Raw genomic sequence first — 18,211 nt, 5'->3', positions numbered from 1 at the left:
CCTTCGGCGTTGGTGCCTTCCGGCAGACCAGGACGACTGGGACGACAGGAAGGCGCCGGCGTGGCAGTGCAGCAGGGGGAGCAGCGGCGAGGTTGGGCGCGCAGACTGGCCGGGTACGCCTGGCGCCACCCGACGAACGTGGTGCTCGCGCTCGGCTCCTCGCTCGCCGGCATGGCCGTCCTGGCACTGGTCCCGCTGGTCACCAAGGTGATCATCGACGATGTGATCGGCGACCACACCCGGGGCATGGGCCTGTGGGCCGGAGCCCTGCTCGCCGCCGCCGTACTCGTCTACGTCCTCACCTACGTCCGCCGCTACTACGGCGGCCGCCTCGCCCTCGACGTCCAGCACGACCTGCGGACCGAGATGTTCGAGACGATCACCCGCCTCGACGGCCGGCGTCAGGACGAGCTGTCCACCGGCCAGGTCGTGGGCCGCGCCACCAGCGACCTCCAGCTCATCCAGGGTCTGCTCTTCATGCTCCCGATGACGATCGGGAACCTGCTCCTCTTCCTGATCTCCCTGGTCGTCATGGCCTGGCTGTCCCTCCCGCTCACCCTGGTCGCCCTCGCCGTGGCACCCGCCCTCGCGTACATCGCCAGGCGCAGCCGTACCAAGCTCCACCCCGCCACCTGGTACGCCCAGGCCCAGGCGGCGGGCGTCGCGGGTGTGGTCGACGGAGCCGTCAGCGGCGTACGGGTCGTGAAGGGCTTCGGCCAGGAGGACCAGGAGACCGGCAAACTGCGCGAGGTCGGCCGCCGGCTCTTCGCCGGCCGGCTGCGCACGATCCGCCTGAACTCGGCCTACACCCCCGCCCTCCAGGCCGTCCCCGCCCTCGGCCAGGTCGCCATGCTGGCGCTCGGCGGCTGGCTGGCCGTGCGCGGCCACATCACCCTCGGCACCTTCGTCGCGTTCTCCACCTACCTCGCCCAGCTCGTCGGCCCGGTACGGATGCTCGCCGTGGTCCTCACGGTCGGCCAGCAGGCCCGCGCCGGCACCGAACGCGTCCTGGAGCTGATCGACACCGAACCGTCGATGAAGGACGGCACCAAGGAACTGCCCGCCGACGCCCCCGCCACCGTCGAGTTCGACGACGTGACCTTCGGCTACGACCCCGGCCGGCCCGTCCTCGACGGCCTCACCTTCGAGATCCGCCCCGGCGAGACCCTCGCGGTGGTGGGCTCCTCCGGCTCCGGCAAGTCCACCGTCTCCCTCCTGCTGCCCCGCTTCTACGACGTCAGCCGGGGCGCCGTCCTCATCGGCGGCCACGACGTCCGCGAGCTCACCCTCGACTCGCTGCGCGCCGCGATCGGTCTGGTCCCCGAGGACTCGTTCCTCTTCTCCGACACGGTCCGCGCCAACATCGCGTACGGCCGTCCCGAAGCCACCCAGGAGCAGATCGAGGCGGCCGCCCGCGCCGCCCAGGCCGACCGGTTCATCGCCGAGCTGCCCCAGGGCTACGACACGACGGTCGGCGAACACGGCCTCACCCTCTCCGGCGGCCAGCGCCAGCGGGTCGCGCTCGCCCGGGCGATCCTCACCGACCCGCGCCTGCTGGTCCTCGACGACGCGACCTCCGCCGTGGACGCGGCGGTCGAGCACGAGATCCACGAGGCCCTGAAACAGGTGATGCAGGGCCGCACCACGCTCCTCATCGCCCACCGCCGCTCCACCCTCAACCTCGCCGACCGCATCGCCGTCCTGGACGCCGGCCGTCTCGCCGATCTCGGTACCCACGAGGAGCTCCAGGAGCGCTCCGCGCTCTACCGCCGCCTGCTCACCGACCCCGACGAGCTCGGCGGGGTCTCGCCCGGCCACACCCAGCCGGTGGTGCCGGGCGAGGACACCTCCGTCCGCGACGAACTGGACGCCGAGTTCGACGCCGAGCGCGGGGTGACCCCCCGGCTGTGGACCGGCGACCGGGAGCCGAAGGACACCGCCCTCTCCGGGATGCCGGCCACCCCCGAGCTGCTCGCCCAGATCGAGGCGCTGCCGCCGCTCGTCGACACCCCCGACGTCGACGAGCGGCAGGCGGTCCGGCCGGAGGCGTCCTACGGCCTGCGCAGGCTGCTGCGCGGCTTCGGCGCGCCCCTTCTCGTCAGCCTCGGCCTGGTCGCCGTCGACGCCGGGACGAGTCTGCTGCTGCCGGTGATGATCCGGCACGGCATCGACCAGGGCGTGACCCGGGCGGCGCTGGGTGCCGTCTGGGCGGCCTCGCTGCTCGCGCTGCTCGCCGTGCTGGTGCAGTGGGTCGCGCAGACCGGCGAGATCCGGATGACCGGCCGTACCGGCGAGCGCGTCCTCTACACCCTCCGGCTGAAGATCTTCGCCCAGCTCCAGCGTCTCGGACTCGACTACTACGAGCGGGAGCTGACCGGCCGGATCATGACGAGGATGACGACGGACGTCGACGCCCTCTCCACCTTCCTCCAGACCGGCCTGGTCACGGCCTTCGTCTCGGTCGTCACCTTCTTCGGCATCATGGGCGCGCTGCTGGTCATCGACGTACAGCTCGCGCTGGTCGTCTTCGCCACGCTCCCGCCCCTGGTCGTCGCCACGTACTTCTTCCGCCGGGCGAGCGTGAAGGCGTACGAGCTGGCCCGCGAGCGGGTGTCGACCGTCAACGCCGACCTCCAGGAGTCGGTGTCCGGGCTCAGGATCGTGCAGGCCTTCGGGCGCGAGCGGGACGGCGCGGCACGGTTCGCGGAGCGCAGCGACAGCTACCGCGCGGCGCGCATCCGGGGCCAGTGGCTGATCTCGATCTACTTCCCGTTCGTGCAGCTGCTGTCGTCGGTCGCGGCGGCGGCGGTCCTGATCGCGGGCGCCGGCCGGGTGGACGCGGCGACCCTCACCACCGGCGCGCTGGTCGCGTACCTCCTCTACATCGACCTGTTCTTCGCCCCCGTCCAGCAGCTCTCCCAGGTCTTCGACGGCTACCAGCAGGCGACCGTCTCCCTGGGCCGGATCCAGGAGCTGCTCCGGGAGCCGACGTCCACGAAGTCCGCCGACGAGCCGGAGGAGGTCCTCTCGCTGCGCGGCGAGATCGCCTTCGAGGACGTGCACTTCAAGTACGGCGCCGAGGAAGAGGCCCTGACCGGCATCGAGCTGCGCATCCCGGCCGGCCAGACGGTCGCCTTCGTCGGCGAGACCGGCGCGGGCAAGTCGACCCTGGTCAAGCTGGTGGCCCGGTTCTACGACCCCACCGGCGGCCGGGTCACCGTCGACGGCACGGACCTGCGCGCCCTCGACCTCACCTCGTACCGCCACCGGCTGGGCGTCGTCCCGCAGGAGGCGTACCTCTTCCCCGGCACCGTCCGCGACGCCATCGCCTACGGCCGGCCCGACGCCACCGACGCGGAGGTGGAGGCGGCGGCGCGGTCGGTCGGCGCGCACGAGATGATCGCCACCCTCGACGGCGGCTACCTCCACGAGGTCGCCGAGCGCGGCCGCAACCTCTCCGCCGGCCAGCGCCAGCTGATCGCGCTGGCCCGCGCCGAGCTCGTCGACCCGGACGTCCTGCTCCTCGACGAGGCGACGGCCGCCCTCGACCTGGCCACGGAAGCCCAGGTCAACCAGGCCACGGACCGCCTGGCCGGCCGCCGCACCACACTGGTCGTGGCCCACCGCCTGACCACCGCCGCCCGAGCGGACCGAGTCGTGGTCATGGACCACGGCCAGGTCGTCGAGGACGGCACCCATGACGCTCTCCTGGCCCTGGGCGGACGGTATGCCCGCCTGTGGCGCACTTTCGTCGGGGAGGACGAGCCCGCGGCGGTGTGAGGGCGCCGGTGTGTCGTGGCCGGGGGGCCTTGTCGGCGGGTCGGCGAGCCGGATGGAGTCCGGCCGGTCGTCCCGAAGCCCGGGAGGCCCGCCAGGGCCGAGCGGTGTGAGGGCGACAGTGGGAGGTTCAGCCCACGGCCGGGTCGTCGAGGACGGCACCCATGACGCTCTCCTGGCCCTGGGCGGACGGTATGCCCGCCTGTGGCGCACTTTCGTCGGCGAGGACGAGCCCGCTGCGGTGTGAGGGCGCCGGTGTGTCGTGGCCGGGGGCCTTGTCGGCGGGTCGGCGAGCCGGATGGAGTCCGGCCGGTCGTCCCGAAGCCCGGGAGGCCCGCCAGGGCCGAGCGGTGTGAGGGCGACAGTGGGAGGTTCAGCCCATGGCCGGGTCGTCGAGGACGGCACCCATGACGCATGCCCGCCTGTGGCGCACTTTCGTCGGGGAGGATGAGCCCGCGGCGGTGTGAGGGCGCCGGTGTGTCGTGGCCGGGGGCCTTGTCGGCGGGTCGGCGAGCCGGATGGAGTCCGGCCGGTCGTCCCGAAGCCCGGGAGGCCCGCCAGGGCCGAGCGGTGTGAGGGCGACAGTGGGAGGTTCAGCCCACGGCCGGGTCGTCGAGGACGGCACCCATGACGCTCTCCTGGCCCTGGGCGGACGGTATGCCCGCCTGTGGCGCACTTTCGTCGGCGAGGACGAGCCCGCGGCGGTGTGAGGGCAACCATTCGGCGGGTGTCGTGCGTCCGTACATCGGTACGGCGATCGGGTGTACGGCGGACGTGGGAGGGGCGGGGACCGTGGGCACAGGTGCGAGAAGCGTGACAGTCCGGCGGTTGGTGCTCGGGCTGGTCCTGCTGATCGTGTCGGGGCTGCTCGCCGTCGTCGCGCCGGGCAGCGCCCAGGCCGCGACCTCCGCCTCGTCCTGCACGGGCCGGAAGGTGCGGACGCTGTCCTTCTCCACCGGCTCCGTGCTGGTCTACAAGGACGGTGGCTACGTCTGCGCCTTCACCGTCCAGAAGAACCCCGGCACCAAGCGGCTGATCTCGGTGAGCGTGCAGGCGCGCGGCCATGTCGCCGTGTCGAAGTCGAGGAAGCACACGCGTAGTTCCCCGTCGGCCAGGGTCTACGCGGGGCACCGGTGTGTGCGGGTGACGGGCGCGGTGGCCGGCGGTTCGTACCGCTCGGGCTGGATCCTCTGCTGAGTCGGCCTGCGACGTGACCGCACGGTCCGTCAACCCCCTCTGGTGTGACGGGTGTTGCTCCGATAGCTTCCGGCGACGCACATCTGTCTCACAGGGAGGGTGCACGCGCATGCGCAAGGCGCTCAGATGGCTGCTGGCGCTCACGGTGCTCATAGGCACCTTGAGCTCGGCGGCCACGGCAGGGGCGGCCACCGCCGCCGAGCCCAAGGCCACCGCCGGCACGGACATCAAGGACCGGCTCCTCGCCGTACCGGGTATGAGCCTGGTCGAGGAGAAGCCGTACCCCGGCTACCGCTACTTCGTCCTGAACTACACCCAGCCGGTGGACCACCGGCACCCCGCCAAGGGCACGTTCCAGCAGCGGATCACCGTGCTGCACAAGGACACCGCGCGCCCCACGGTCTTCTACACCGGCGGCTACAACGTCTCCACCACCCCCAGCCGCCGCGAGCCCACCCAGATCGTGGACGGCAACCAGGTCTCCATGGAGTACCGCTTCTTCACGCCCTCCCGCCCCGACCCGGCCGACTGGTCCAAGCTGGACATCTGGCAGGCGGCGAGCGACCAGCACCGCATCTTCAAGGCACTGAAGAAGATCTACACCAAGAACTGGATCTCCACGGGCGGCTCCAAGGGCGGCATGACAGCGACGTACTACGAGCGCTTCTACCCCAGGGACATGGACGGCGTGGTGGCCTACGTGGCCCCGAACGACGTCGTCAACGACGAGGACTCCGCCTACGACCGCTTCTTCGCGAGCGTCGGCACCAAGGAGTGCCGCGACCGCCTCAACGCCGTACAGCGCGAGGCGCTGGTGCGCCGGGAGCCGCTGGAGAAGAAGTACGCGGACTACGCGGCCGCGGAGGGCTTCACCTTCGACACCATCGGCGGCCTGGACCGCGCCTACGAGGCGGTCGTCCTCGACTACGTCTGGGGCTTCTGGCAGTACAGCCTGCTGTCCGACTGCGAGTCGATCCCGGGAGACGCGGCCACGGCGACGGACGACGAGATCTGGACGTCCATCGACACCATCTCGGGCTTCTCGTTCTACACGGACCAGGGCCTGACCCCGTACACCCCGTACTACTACCAGGCGGGCACCCAACTGGGCGCCCCCACCATCCACTTCCCGTCCATCGAGAAGAAGTACATCCGCTACGGCTACCAGCCCCCGCGGAACTTCGTCCCCCGCGACATCACCATGAAGTTCCAGCCGCGGGCGATGCGTGACGTGGACACCTGGGTGAAGCACAACGCCCATCACATGCTCTTCGTCTACGGCCAGAACGACCCGTGGGGCGCGGAACGCTTCCGGCTCGGCAAGGGCGCGAAGGACAGCTATGTCTTCACGGCCCCCGGCCTGAACCACGGCGCGAACGTCGCCGGCCTGGTCGCCGACCAGAAGACGCTGGCCACGGCCCGGATCCTGGCCTGGGCGGGCGTCGCGCCGACCGCCGTCTCGCAGGCAGAGCCACTGGCGAAGTTCGACGCGAAGCTGGACGTCCGGGACGTGGAGCGGGAGCCCGCGCTGCGCCCGTGACACCGTGAACTCCCCGCGCACAGCGGCCCCGACGGCCGGCCGGCTCACCTGCCGGTCGGCCGTCGTGTCGTTCACCGGTGGTGTGTATAGTCCCGCCTCATGGAATCCGGTGTCGAGCTCGTGAAGCGCGCGCACATCGACCTGCTCAGGGTCGCCACCGCGCTGTGTAGCTGACCCGCGCGCCCTTTTCCCGGCGCCTTCTTTCCTCTTCCCCCCTCTGCCGTATCTCCTTTCGTCGTGCGCCCGCGGCGTCCCGTCTCCGACGTGATTCAACGTTGCATCCGCGAGCGATCCGGTGCGGCGAGTGCGCCCGACCCCGCCTAAGGAACCCCGCCATGTCCTCTCCCCGTTCCCTCGACAGAAGAGCAGCCCTCCGCCTGTTCGGCGCCGCGGGCCTCGGCCTCGCCGCTGCCGCCTGCGCCGGTCCCGGCGGCGGCTCGGGGGCGACGTCCTCCAGCGCCTCCCCCGCCGCCCTCGCCACCTCCGGCACCCCCGAGGGGACCGTCTCCTTCGCCCACTGGCGGGCCGAGGACAAGGCGGTGATCGCCGACCTGATCAAGGCGTTCGTGCGGAAGTACCCGGACGCCGGGGTCGAGCAGGACATCGCCCCCTCCGCCGACTACCAGTCGACCGCCCTGCGTCGCATCCAGGGCTCGAAGACCGGTGACCTGTTCACCGCGTTCCGGGGCGCGCAGTTCCAGCAGATCGTCAGGGCCGGCGTGTACGCGCCGCTGACCGGCACGGCCGCCGTCGACAACTACCGGGCGAACCTCATAGGCCCCGGCGCACAGGCCGGCGTGCAGTACGGGCTGCCCTACCAGCTGGTCTTCAACATGCCGCTCGCCAACACCGACGCCCTCGACAAGGCGGGCCACACCGCCGCGCCGACGGACTGGGACGGTTTCCTCCAGCTGCTGGACGACCTGAAGACCAAGGGCTACACCCCGCTCGCCTGGCCCGGCGGCGACGCGGCCAACGCGGGCCAGCTGCTCAACACGATGGTCATGAACAACGCGCCCACCGACGACGCGTTCACGAAGATCGAGTCGGGCGCCTACAAGGTCACCGACGACTGGTTCCTCACCACGCTGGAGCAGTACGCCCAGCTCGTCCCGTACCTCCAGACGCGCGCCACCGGCTCCACCACGGACGCCGTCACCCAACTGTTCGCACAGGGCAGAGCGGGCCTGCTGGCCACCGGTTCCTTCCAGATGGCGGGCGTACGCGCGCTCGGCGCGAAGTTCCCCTTCGACCTCCTCGCGCCGATCACCACCGCGGCCGGGAAGGCGAAGTACGAGGGCGTCTTCAACACCACCTTCATCCTCGGCGTGAACAGCGCCTCGAAGGTCCAGCCCGCCGCCTACGCCTTCCTGGAGTTCCTCGGCGACCCGGCCAACGCGGGCGTCTACGCCAACGGCACCGGCCAGCACGTCACCGTCCAGGGCGTCGACTACACCAACACGGACCTCAAGGCCGTCGCACCCTGGCTGACGAAGAAGACGCTGCTCGCACCCCGCTTCCAGTTCCTGAACCTCGACATCCGCACGGCCGTCGAGAACGCGACCGTGGCGGTCGTCGGGGGGAAGAAGCCGGCGCAGGCGGCCGAGGAGGCCCAGCGTGTCATCGACCAGAAGCGCGCGTAGCCGCCGCGCGACGCGGGCACTGTGGCTCTTCCCGGTGCCCGCGCTGGCCCTCTACCTGTTCTTCTTCGCCTACCCCACCGCCCAGGCGGTGCAGTACGCGCTGACCGACTGGGACGGCTACAGCACCACCTACGACAACGTCGGCCTGCGCAACTTCACCGAACTCGCCACCGGCGACGACGTGTTCCGCAACGCGGCGGAGAACAACCTCAAGCTGACGGTCACCGTGGTCCTCGCCCAGACGGCCCTGGCCCTGCTGCTCGCGCTGTACCTGGTCCGGACGACGAGGGCCTCGACCCTGCTGCGGGCCCTGTTCTTCCTCCCCACCGTGCTGTCCTCGGTCTCGGTCGCGTTCGTGTGGCGGTTCGTGTACGACCCGGACGGCGGGTTGCTCAACTCGGGCCTGCGCGCGGTGGGGCTGGACTCCTGGCAGTCGGTGTACCTCGGCAACCCGGACACGGCCGTGTTCTGGCTGGCGGTGACCCAGGTGTGGTTCCACGCGGGGCAGATGATGGTCGTCTACGTCGCCGGACTCCAGGCGATACCGAGGGAGTTGTACGAGGCGGCCGAGCTGGACGGCGCGGGTCGCTGGGACAGCTTCCGCCACATCACCTGGCCGCTCGTCGCCCCCGCCACGGGAATCGTCGTCGCGTACACCACCGTCCAGTCCTTCAAGGCCTTCGACCTGGTGCTCGGTCTCGGCGGCAACCCGCCGGGACCTGCCCTCGACCTGCTCTCCACCCGCGTCTACACCACCTTCTCCAACAACGAGTTCGGCTACGCGGCCGCCCAGTCCCTGGTGTTCATGGCGCTGATCGCGCTGCTCACCTGGGTGCAGCGGCGGGCGCTGCGGAGGGCTGCCTGACGTGCTGCACAAGACCATCCGACCCGTGGTGCTCCTGCTGGGCGCGGCGGCCGTCGTCCTGCCGCTGCTCGTCGTGCTGTTCGGCACCTTCAAGACGCTGCCCCAGCTCTTCGACTCCCCGCTGTCGCCGCCCGGTTCGCCGACCCTCGACAACTACCGCCGTGCGGTGGACGAGGGCGGACTCGGCGCGGCGTTCACCAACAGCCTCGTCGTCACGGCGGGCGCGGTGCTGCTGACCCTGGTCGTCGCGAGCCTGGCCGCGTTCTTCTGCGCGCGGATGCCCGGCCGGGCGGGCTGGGCGGTGTTCGGCGTGCTGGTGGCGGGGCTGGCGGTGCCCGCCCAGGCGGCGATCGTCCCGCAGTACGTCCTCTTCGACCGGCTCGGTCTCACCGACAGCCTCCTCGGTCTGGTCCTCGTCGACACGACGATGACGCTGCCGACGGCCGTGTTCATCCTCGGCGCGTTCCTACGCACGATCCCGGAGGAGCTGTACGAGGCGGCGGAACTGGACGGCGCGGGCCCGCTGCGGGCGTTCCGCTCGATCGCGCTCCCGCTGACCCGCCCGGCCCTCGCCACCACCGGCATCTTCCTGTTCGTCATGGACTGGAACGACCTGCTGTACCCGCTGCTGTTCGTCCGCTCCCAGGAACACCGCACGCTGCCGCTGGCCCTGCTCGACTTCCAGGGCGAGTTCCTCACCCAGTACCCGCTGCTGTTCGCCGGGGTCGTCATCGCGTCGGCGCCGGTGGTCGTGGTGTACGTACTGCTCCAGCGCCACTTCGTGTCGGGGCTGACGGCGGGGGCGGTACGGGGGTAGGGGCCCGTCCTAGGTGCTTTCCCGGACGACGAGCCGGTGTCCGGCGATCAGCACCGAGGACTCGGCCGGGGCCCGCCCGCCGGTCCGGTCCACGAGGGCCGTCACCGCCAGCCGGGCCAGTTCCCGCTTGTCCGGGGCGATCGTCGTGAGCGGGGGAGCGGTGTAGCGGGCCTCCTCGACATCGTCGAAACCGACGACCGCGACATCCCCGGGGACCGTCAGCCCCCGCTCCCGTACGGCGTGCAGGGCGCCCTGGGCCAGCGCGTCGGCGAAGCAGAACACCGCGTCGGGCGGCTCGGGCAGGTCGAGGAGGGCGCGCATGGCGGCGGTGCCGTCGGCCCGGTGGTAGGCGGCGACGGGCGGCGCGAGCGTCTCGTCGTAGCGCAGCCCGGTTCGTTCCAGGGCCTGCCGGTGACCGGCCAGACGGGTCGCGGAGGTCGCGGCGTGCGGCACGGTCTGGCGGCCGATCACCGCGATCCGGCGGCGGCCGCGGGCCAGCAGATGCGCGGTCGCCTCGCGGGCCGCACCGGTGTTGTCGATGGTGACGTGCGGACAGGGCAGGTCGTGCACGCGCTCGCCGAGCAGCACCAGCGGCGCGGTGGACCCGGCCCGGGCGGCGGCCCGGTCGTCGAGCGCGAGCGGGCTCAGGATCACCCCGTCGACCAGGGGATCGGTCCGGCCGAGGACGATCTCCAGCTCGGCCTCCGGGCGTCCCCCGGTGGCCTCCACCAGCAGGGTGCGGCCGTGTCCCGCGGCCTCCCGCAGCAGATGTCCGGCCAGCTCGGCGAAGTACGGCATGGACAGGTCGGGCACGGCGAGCAGCAGAACTCCGCTGCGGCCGGTGCGCAGCCGCCGGGCGGCGGTGTTGGGCCGGTAGCCGAGCTCCTCGACCGCGTGCTGCACCCGCTCTCGCGTGGTCTCGGAGAACCGCCCGGTGCCGCGGACCACGTTGGACACCGTCCGCATGGACACCCCGGCCCGCTCGGCCACCTCCCTGAGCCCGATCCCTGCGCGCATCGGCCCACCATACGGCCGTGGACGGAGCGGCTGATCGGGTTCCCGGGGCAGCCGACATCGGCCGTTCACACCGGCCGCGCGCAGCCCACCGGATCCGTGCCGCCGCCGAGCTGGACGTAGAGGGCGGTGGACGCCGGGCAGTCGGCGCGTGCGGGTACCGCTTCCGTCACCCTGTACTGCGGTTTCCGCGTGCCCGAGCCGTCGCACGCCGTCTCGCGGACCTGCCCGCTGCCCGCGCCGTAGACGCAGTCGCCGACGACCGTGCGGGGGCCGCCGCCGGCGCCCGGGTCGCCGGGGTGGGGCGGCTGGAGGTTGCGCATACAGGCGTAGCCCCGCCGGACGGTGCCGGTGCCGCCGTGCGCGGGCTGCTCGCCGATGTGCAGGACGAAGTCGGTGGCCGGCGGGCACAGTGGGCCCTCGCCGATCTTCCCGTCGTACCGGGCGTCCACCCGGGCCGCGGCCCGTTCACCGGCGCAGGGCACCTCGGTGAAGCTGGTCGTTCCGAAGGAGCTGCACTCGCCGACGGCGAGGAACTCCGTGCCGAAGCCCGAGACGGGGGCCAGCGAGGAGGGCGTCCGTGCCGCCGTCGACGGGCCGGCCCCGGCTCCGTCCGACGACAGGATCCGACACCCGCCCAGGGCCAGGGCGGCGGTCAGCGTCCAGGCCACCACCCCCACGGACCGTCGTCTCCCGCGCATCGGCTTCCCCCACCCGCCCCGGCGAACAGGGCCTGACCAGCGTGACCCGCGACGCCGGCCGCACGCCAGCCGCGCGGGGCGCTTTGCGCGCGGTGCGGGGGACGCGCTCGGCGGTCGGCGTACGCCTAGTACGTCAGGCCGTACCCGATCGGATACAGCACCTGCGTCGGATCGTCCGCCCGCCGCACGGGCACCGGCAGCTTCCCGCGCGGCTCGACCGCCCCGGCGATCACCCGGGCGGCGGCCCGCAGTTCGACGTCGGTCCAGGAGTAGGCCGCCAAGCAGGCCCGGACGGACGGGAATCGGGCCACGTCGTACGGGTTGCGGACGGCCACCGCCACCACCGGCCGTCCGGTCGCCGCCAGTTGTTCGACCAGCGTCCGCTGCGCGTCGGCCGCCGTGACGTTGTAGGTCGCGACCACCACGGCGTCCGCCGCGGCCGCGGCCGTGACCGCCCCGGCGATCGTCTCGGCGGAGGGAGCCGTGCCCGTGGCCAGGGCCGTCGCCCTGAACCCCAGTTCGGTGAGGGCGGCGGCCAGGACGCCGGTGGGTGGGCCCGTGGTGCCGGTGGGGGAGGCCGGGTCGGCGCCGACCACCAGGAGCCGGGGGTGCGTCCGGGGCGAGAGCGGCAGCAACGGCCCCTCGTTGACCAGCAGCGTCGTGGTCCGCTCGGCGATCCGGTCGGCCGCGGCGAGGTGCTCCGGCGCCCCGACCGTCCGCTCCACGTCGGCCGGGCCGACGTACGGTTCGTCGAACAGCCCCAGCCGCGACTTCAGCCGCAGGATCCGCAGGACCGACGCGTCGAGCCGCCGCTCCGTGAGCTCCCCGTCCTGTACGGCCTCCAGGACGGCGTTCCAGGCCACGTCCAGGTCCGGCGGGTTGAGGAGCTGGTCGACACCGGCCTTCAGCGCGAGCACCGGCACCCGGTCGTCGCCGTACTTCGTACGCACGCCCGCCATGTCGAGGGCGTCGGTGACCACGACCCCGTCGTAGCCGAGCTTCTCGCGCAGGATGCCGGTGACGATCGGACGGGAAAGGGTGGCGGGGTCACCGGATCCGTCGAGGGAGGGCACCAGGATGTGGGCGGTCATGAGGGAGTCGACGCCGGCCGCGATCGCCGCCCGGAAGGGCACCGCGTCCAGCGTCTCCCACTCCTCGCGCGAGTGGGTGATGACGGGGAAGCCGGTGTGACTGTCGACGGCGGTGTCGCCGTGCCCGGGGAAGTGCTTGGCGGTCGCCGCCACTCCCGCCGCCCGGTAGCCCTCCGCCTCCGCCGCGACCAGGGCGGCCACCGCGGCCGGGTCGGCGCCGAAGGAGCGGACGCCGATGACCGGATTGGCCGGGTTCACGTTGACGTCGGCGACGGGGGAGTAGTTCTGCCGGATGCCCATCGCCCGCAGCTCACGGCCGGCCAGGCGGCCGAGGGTACGGGCGTCGGCGCGGCTGCCCCCGGCGCCGATCGCCATGGCGCCCGGGAACAGGGTGGCGGGGCGGCCCACCCGGCAGACGGCGCCGTGCTCCTGGTCGGTGGAGATCAGCACCGGCAGGCCGCGCGGCTGCTGGAGGGAGGCCCGCTGGATGCCGTCGGAGAGGTCCGCGATCTGCCGCGGGTCGCGGGTGTTGTGCGCCCAGCCGAAGTAGATGATCCCGCCGAGCCGGTAGCGGGCGAGCAGTTCGGCGGCCGTGTGTACGCCGAGTTCGCGGAGGTTGGCGTCGATGTCGGCCTGGTCGGGCGCGGTCGCCGAGTGGCCGTACACCCGCGAGACGAAGACCTGGCCGACCTTCTCCTCCAGGGTCATACGGGCGAGGAGTTCGCCGGGCCGACGGTCGTCCGCGTGCGCCGAACCACCGACGGCGAGGGTGGCGGTGACGCCCGCGCCGGCGGCGAGGACGGTGCGTCTGGAGGGCATGTGCGCTCCTTCCGGTGGGGGGCCGGTGGCGCACGCTACCCGCGGAAGGCGCCGCCATCGGCGCATTGGAGGGGGGCGCGCCGATGACGGCTCGACTGCCGGGCCGCGGTGCGGCGGAGAGGGTGGGTCAGCGATCGCAGCCAGCAGCGAGGGCCGACACCGCACCGAGGTGACTCGTCCGACAGCTTGGGAGTTGGACGAGCGGAGTTCGGCCAGGGTTCCCGGTCCCGCCCCGTTTCCCGGAAGTCGGTGCGAATGCGACACGAGAGCCCGATGGGACCACCGTCGGGCCCCGGCCGTCCGGTGTGCGGCCATCCGGCCCTGGCTGTCGGGCGTGCGGTCACGCGGGGCAGGCCGTCCGGTGTGTGGTTGCGCGGCCCCGGCTGTCGGGCCCGGCTGTCCGGTGTGCGGTCATCCGGCCCGGGCCGTCCGGTGTGCGGCTGTCGGGCCCCGGCTGTCCGGTGTGCGGTCATCCGGCCCTGGCTGTCGGGCGTGCGGTCACGCGGGGCAGGCCGTCCGGTGTGTGGTTGCGCGGCCCCGGCTGTCGGGCCCGGCTGTCCGGTGTGCGGCTGTCGGGCCCCGGCTGTCCGGGGTGCGGCTGTTCAGCCCTGGCCAGGGGGCGTGCGGTCGGTGGCCCGAGGGGCCTGGTGGGCCGACGCCCTCGGCCATTCTTCCCGCAGTACCCGCACCGCCTCCGCGATCGCCGGACGCCGGGCCGCCCCCGTGCGCCACAGTGCGTACAGCCGCCGTACGGGCGTCGGGTCGAGCGGGACCTCCACGACCCCGGCCGGCAGTGGGCCGCGCCCGAGGCGGGGGATGAGCGCGACCCCGAGGCCGGCGGCCACCAGGGCGACGAGGGTCGGATTCTCCTCGGCCGTGTGGACGAGGTCGGGCTCGTGCCCCGCCGTCCGCAGCGTGCGCACCAGCCAGTCGTGGCAGACCCGGCCCGGCGGCTGGCAGATCCACCGCTCACCGCCCAGCTCCTCCCGCCGCACGCCCGTCCGCCCGGCGAAGGGATGACCCTCGGGCACCAGCAGATCGCATGCGTCGTCGCCGATCACCGCGTGTTCGACACCCGCCGGGGCGGGCAGCGGCACGATGTCCCAGTCGTGCGCGACGGCGAGGTCGACGGCCCCCTTCGCCACCAGGTCCACGGACAGGTGCGGGTCGACCTCGGTGAGCCGGGCGTCCAGGGCCGGGTGCCGACGGGCCAGGTCGGCGAGGACGGACGGCAGCAGTCCGCGCGCCGCCGAGGCGAACGCGGCGATGGTCAGCCGCCCGGCCGGCACCCCGCGCCGCTCCTCGAGCCCGGTCTCGGCCCGCTCGACGATCGCCAGCAACTCCTTCGCCGTGGCGGCGAGTTGGAGCGCCTCGTCGGTGAGCCTGATACCGCGCCCCGCCCGCTCCAGCAGCACCGTCCGGGTCTCCCGTTCCAGCTTGGTGATCTGCTGGGAGACCGCCGACGGGGTGTAGCCGAGAGCGGCGGCCGCGGCGCCGACGGTGCCGTGGACGGAGACGGCGTGCAGGGCGCGCAGTCGCTGGAGATCGAGCACCGTGAGTCCAATCGGTAGCGTTCCTTCATCCAACCATGCAGTAATCATCGCTGGTGCTTCACGGTCAGGGCGGGTGATCCTCGGCGTATGCGACCCGCCCACCTCGCCCTCGCCGTCCTCGTCGCCGCCGTCTGGGGCGTGAACTTCACCGTCGTCGAGATCGGCCTCGGCCACTTCCCGCCGCTGCTCTTCTCGGCCCTGCGTTTCCTGGTGGCGGCCCTGCCCGCGGTGTTCTTCGTGGGCCGCCCGAAGGTGGCCTGGAAGTGGATCGTGGCGGTGGGCCTGGTGCTGGGGGTGGCGAAGTTCGGGCTGCTGTTCGTCGGCATGGACGCGGGCATGCCGGCCGGCCTGTCGTCGCTGGTTCTCCAGATCCAGTCGGTGTTCACGGCCGGCATCGCCTTCGTGGTGCTCGGCGAACGTCCGACCCGGGTCCGGCTGCTGGGCATGGCCGTGGCCCTCGCCGGGATAGGGGTGGCCGCGGTCGACGAGGGCGCCTCCGGTTCGCTCGGCGCGTTCGCGCTGGTCATCGCGGCGGCGGCCTGCTGGGGCGCGTCGAACGTCCTCACCCGCAGGGCCTCCCCGCCGGACCCGCTGAACTTCATGGTGTGGGTGAGCACGGTCCCGGTGCTGCCCCTGCTCGCCCTCTCCCTGCTGACCGAGGGCCCGTCGCGGGACCTGGCCGCGCTGCGCGCGCTGGACTGGCAGGGCGCCGGCACGGTCGGCTACGTCGCCTGGGTCACCACGGTCTTCGGCTTCGGCGCCTGGGGCTGGCTGCTGCACCGCCACCCGGCGTCCACGGTGGCCCCCTTCTCCCTCCTGGTCCCCGTCTTCGGCATGACGTCGGCCGCCCTGTTCCTCGGCGAGCCGGTGAGCGGCCTGCGCTGGTGCGCGGCGGCACTGCTGGTGGGCGGGGTGGCCCTGACCTCGCTCGCACCGGCGAGGACGGCCGCGCGACCGGCCGCCCGCCCAGCCGTCCGCCCAGCCGTCCGCCCGGTTGCCCGGCCTGCCCGTCGAGCCGCCGTCCGACACGCCGTCCGACACGCCGTCCGCCCCGACGCGCGACGCGCCGTTCAACCCGTCGTTCGACCTGCCGTCCCATCAGCTGCTCAACCTGCCGATAAACCCGCTGCTCAACCTGCTGATGCACCCGCTGATCAACCTGTTGTTCAGCCGGAGGGAACCGCCTGGACCCCCGTCCATCCCGTGGACGTACCGGCGCCGGAGCGGACCGGCGCGGGATCATGAGGGGCATGGCCCTCGTCGACATCCCCGGTTCCAAGTCCCTCACCGCCCGCGCCCTGTTCCTGGCGGCGGCAGCCGACGGCGTCACCACCCTCCAGCGCCCCCTTCGCTCCGACGACACCGAGGGGTTCGCCGAGGGCCTGACCCGGCTCGGCTACCGGGTGGGACGGACACCGGACGCCTGGCAGGTCGACGGCCGTCCGCAGGGCCCGGCGCTGGCCGAGGCCGACGTCTACTGCCGGGACGGCGCGACCACGGCACGCTTCCTGCCGACCCTCGCCGCCGCCGGCCACGGCACCTACCGCTTCGACGCCTCCCCGCAGATGCGCCGCCGTCCCCTCCTCCCGCTCACCCGCGCCCTGCGCGACCTGGGCGTGGACCTGCGGCACGAGGAGGCGGAGGGCCACCACCCGCTGACCGTGCGGGCGGCCGGCGTCGAGGGCGGGGACGTGGTGCTGGACGCCGGCCAGTCCTCCCAGTACCTGACCGCCCTCCTCCTGCTCGGCCCGCTCACCCGCACCGGCCTGCGCATCACCGTCACGGACCTGGTCTCGGTGCCGTACGTCGAGATCACGATCGCGATGATGCGGGCGTTCGGGGTGGAGGTGGGGCGCGAGGGGAACACGTACGTCGTCCCGCCGGGCGGCTACCGGGCCACGACCTACGCGATCGAACCCGACGCCTCCACCGCGAGCTACTTCTTCGCGGCGGCCGCGCTGACCGGCGGCGAGGTGACCGTGCCGGGTCTCGGCGAGCGCGCGCTCCAGGGCGACCTGGGCTTCGTGGACGTACTGCGGCGGATGGGCGCCCGGGTGGACGTCGGCGCGGACCGTACGACCGTGTCCGGGACCGGTGAACTCCACGGCGTCACGGTCAACATGCGGGACATCTCCGACACCATGCCGACCCTCGCCGCGATCGCCCCCTTCGCCTCCGGCCCCGTACGCATCGAGGACGTGGCGAACACACGGGTGAAGGAGTGCGACCGCCTGGAGGCCTGCGCGGAGAATCTCCGGCGGCTGGGCGCCGAGGTGGCGACCGGCCCCGACTGGATCGAGATCAGGCCCGGCGCGGGCGGTTCTCGTCCGGGCGGTTCCCTCACGGGCGCCGACATCAAGACCTACGGTGACCACCGCATCGTCATGTCCTTCGCGGTGACCGGACTGCGCATCCCCGGAATCTCGTTCGACGACCCGGGCTGTGTCCGCAAGACTTTCCCCGGTTTCCACGAGGCGTTCGCGGAACTGGCGAAGGTACTGCGGAAGGGCAGTGACGGGTGAGTTTCAAGCTGGAGGGACCGGTTCTCGAGGGCGCGCTGGTGCGCCTGGAGCCGCTGGAGCGACGGCACACGGCCGAGCTGGCGGTGGCGGCGGAGGAGAACCGGCAGACGTACGACTTCACCTGGGTGCCGAGAGCGCACGAGGTCGGTGACTACGTCGACGCCCAGCTCGCCCGCGCGGCGACCGGCAGACTCGCGCCCTACGCGCAGATCTCCCTCGCCTCCGACCGGGCGGTCGGCGCGACCTCGTACTGGGAGCCGCGTTCCTGGCGGACCGACGAGCAACTGGACGCCGTCGAGGTCGGTTTCACCTGGCTGGCCGGTTCCGCCCAGGGCACGGGCGTCAACGCCGAGGCCAAGCTCCTCCTCTTCCGGCACGCCTTCGCGCAGTGGGGCGTCTCCCGGGTGGACCTGAAGACGGACGCCCGCAACACCCGCTCCCGCGCGGCCATCGCGAGCGTCGGCGCCCGCTTCGAGGGCGTCCTGCGCAACTGGTCCCGCTCCTGGGCGCCGGGCGAGGACGACCGCCTGCGCGACTCCGCGATCTTCTCCATCACGGCGGAGGAATGGCCACGGTGCGAGCGGCAGTTGGCGGAGCGGGTGGCGGGATTCCTGCCGGGCGCGCGGTGAGCGCCGCCAGGAACGCGGCGCGGCGCTTCGTCCGGCCCGGGGA

At 72.7% G+C, this 18,211-nt stretch carries 15 protein-coding genes and 1 pseudogene; 11 read left to right on the top strand and 5 right to left on the bottom strand.

Features of this window, described 5'->3' with window-relative positions; all coding sequences use genetic code 11:
* The first annotated feature begins 60 nt into the window (after positions 1-60).
* Positions 61-3,780: an ABC transporter ATP-binding protein gene (locus G9272_RS17325; protein ID WP_171397427.1), complete on the top strand. Its 3,720-nt coding sequence runs from the start codon at positions 61-63 to the stop codon at positions 3,778-3,780.
* Between the two features lie 118 nt (positions 3,781-3,898).
* A complete protein-coding gene (locus tag G9272_RS45930) occupies positions 3,899-4,024 on the top strand; it encodes a hypothetical protein (RefSeq protein WP_301272135.1) in 126 nt (41 codons plus the stop codon).
* Positions 4,025-4,370: 346 nt separating this feature from the next.
* Here G9272_RS45930 and G9272_RS17320 read toward each other — a convergent pair whose 3' ends face one another.
* Complete coding sequence (locus tag G9272_RS17320) at positions 4,371-4,577, bottom strand: hypothetical protein (protein WP_171397426.1); 207 nt, start codon at positions 4,575-4,577, stop codon at positions 4,371-4,373.
* 13 nt (positions 4,578-4,590) lie between these two features.
* On the opposite strand from G9272_RS17320, the gene G9272_RS17315 reads away from it, so the two are divergent.
* From G9272_RS17315 to G9272_RS17295, 6 genes are all read left to right on the top strand, one after another.
* Positions 4,591-4,974 (top strand): hypothetical protein, encoded by a 384-nt coding sequence (locus tag G9272_RS17315; RefSeq protein WP_171397425.1) that lies wholly within the window; start codon positions 4,591-4,593, stop codon positions 4,972-4,974.
* A gap of 109 nt (positions 4,975-5,083) precedes the next feature.
* Positions 5,084-6,514: a S28 family serine protease gene (locus G9272_RS17310; protein ID WP_171397424.1), complete on the top strand. Its 1,431-nt coding sequence runs from the start codon at positions 5,084-5,086 to the stop codon at positions 6,512-6,514.
* Positions 6,515-6,613: 99 nt separating this feature from the next.
* Positions 6,614-6,688: a putative leader peptide gene (locus tag G9272_RS46195; RefSeq protein WP_350328511.1), complete on the top strand. Its 75-nt coding sequence runs from the start codon at positions 6,614-6,616 to the stop codon at positions 6,686-6,688.
* 161 nt (positions 6,689-6,849) lie between these two features.
* Positions 6,850-8,157 (top strand): ABC transporter substrate-binding protein, encoded by a 1,308-nt coding sequence (locus tag G9272_RS17305; RefSeq protein WP_171397423.1) that lies wholly within the window; start codon positions 6,850-6,852, stop codon positions 8,155-8,157.
* Positions 8,132-9,022, top strand: a complete 891-nt coding sequence (locus G9272_RS17300) for a carbohydrate ABC transporter permease (protein ID WP_253267842.1) — start codon at positions 8,132-8,134, stop codon at positions 9,020-9,022. The genes G9272_RS17305 and G9272_RS17300 overlap by 26 nt, the downstream gene beginning before the upstream one ends.
* 1 nt (position 9,023) lies before the next feature.
* Positions 9,024-9,839: a carbohydrate ABC transporter permease gene (locus G9272_RS17295; protein WP_253267841.1), complete on the top strand. Its 816-nt coding sequence runs from the start codon at positions 9,024-9,026 to the stop codon at positions 9,837-9,839.
* A gap of 9 nt (positions 9,840-9,848) precedes the next feature.
* Here the strand turns inward: G9272_RS17295 and G9272_RS17290 are convergent, their stop codons facing one another.
* From G9272_RS17290 to G9272_RS17275, 4 genes are all read right to left on the bottom strand, one after another.
* Positions 9,849-10,856: a LacI family DNA-binding transcriptional regulator gene (locus G9272_RS17290; RefSeq protein ID WP_171397422.1), complete on the bottom strand. Its 1,008-nt coding sequence runs from the start codon at positions 10,854-10,856 to the stop codon at positions 9,849-9,851.
* 65 nt (positions 10,857-10,921) lie between these two features.
* Positions 10,922-11,554 carry a hypothetical protein gene (locus G9272_RS17285; protein ID WP_171397421.1) on the bottom strand — a complete coding sequence of 211 codons (633 nt, stop codon included), beginning with the start codon at positions 11,552-11,554 and terminating at the stop codon, positions 10,922-10,924.
* A 125-nt stretch (positions 11,555-11,679) separates the two neighbouring features.
* Positions 11,680-13,464: a glycoside hydrolase family 3 protein gene (locus G9272_RS17280; protein ID WP_171397420.1), complete on the bottom strand. Its 1,785-nt coding sequence runs from the start codon at positions 13,462-13,464 to the stop codon at positions 11,680-11,682.
* A 602-nt stretch (positions 13,465-14,066) separates the two neighbouring features.
* Positions 14,067-15,017: a LysR family transcriptional regulator gene (locus G9272_RS17275; RefSeq protein ID WP_171397419.1), complete on the bottom strand. Its 951-nt coding sequence runs from the start codon at positions 15,015-15,017 to the stop codon at positions 14,067-14,069.
* An 87-nt stretch (positions 15,018-15,104) separates the two neighbouring features.
* On the opposite strand from G9272_RS17275, the pseudogene G9272_RS17270 reads away from it, so the two are divergent.
* The 3 genes and pseudogenes from G9272_RS17270 to G9272_RS17260 form a co-directional block, all read left to right on the top strand.
* A pseudogene (locus G9272_RS17270) lies at positions 15,105-16,019 on the top strand (EamA family transporter); the annotation flags it as partial.
* A 248-nt stretch (positions 16,020-16,267) separates the two neighbouring features.
* A complete protein-coding gene (gene aroA / locus G9272_RS17265; protein WP_171397417.1) occupies positions 16,268-17,539 on the top strand; it encodes a 3-phosphoshikimate 1-carboxyvinyltransferase in 1,272 nt (423 codons plus the stop codon).
* Positions 17,536-18,168, top strand: coding sequence for a GNAT family N-acetyltransferase (locus G9272_RS17260; protein ID WP_171397416.1), 633 nt, complete (start codon positions 17,536-17,538; stop codon positions 18,166-18,168). Before aroA ends, G9272_RS17260 begins: the two co-directional genes overlap by 4 nt.
* The last annotated feature ends 43 nt before the right edge of the window (positions 18,169-18,211 follow it).

Source organism: Streptomyces asoensis (assembly GCF_013085465.1).
GTDB classification, from domain to species: Bacteria; Actinomycetota; Actinomycetes; order Streptomycetales; family Streptomycetaceae; genus Streptomyces; species Streptomyces cacaoi_A.
The sequence above is the reverse complement of the archived record's forward strand: the minus strand, read 5'-3'. Positions and strand labels throughout refer to the sequence as shown.

Excerpts from the sequence above, each read along its gene's own strand:
- G9272_RS17285 (WP_171397421.1), bottom strand. The coding sequence starts at position 11,554 with ATGCGCGGGAGACGACGGTCCGTGGGGGTGGTGGCCTGGACGCTGACC.
- aroA (WP_171397417.1), top strand. The coding sequence starts at position 16,268 with ATGGCCCTCGTCGACATCCCCGGTTCCAAGTCCCTCACCGCCCGCGCC.
- G9272_RS17290 (WP_171397422.1), bottom strand. The coding sequence starts at position 10,856 with ATGCGCGCAGGGATCGGGCTCAGGGAGGTGGCCGAGCGGGCCGGGGTG.
- G9272_RS17305 (WP_171397423.1), top strand. The coding sequence starts at position 6,850 with ATGTCCTCTCCCCGTTCCCTCGACAGAAGAGCAGCCCTCCGCCTGTTC.
- G9272_RS17310 (WP_171397424.1), top strand. The coding sequence starts at position 5,084 with ATGCGCAAGGCGCTCAGATGGCTGCTGGCGCTCACGGTGCTCATAGGC.
- G9272_RS17280 (WP_171397420.1), bottom strand. The coding sequence starts at position 13,464 with ATGCCCTCCAGACGCACCGTCCTCGCCGCCGGCGCGGGCGTCACCGCC.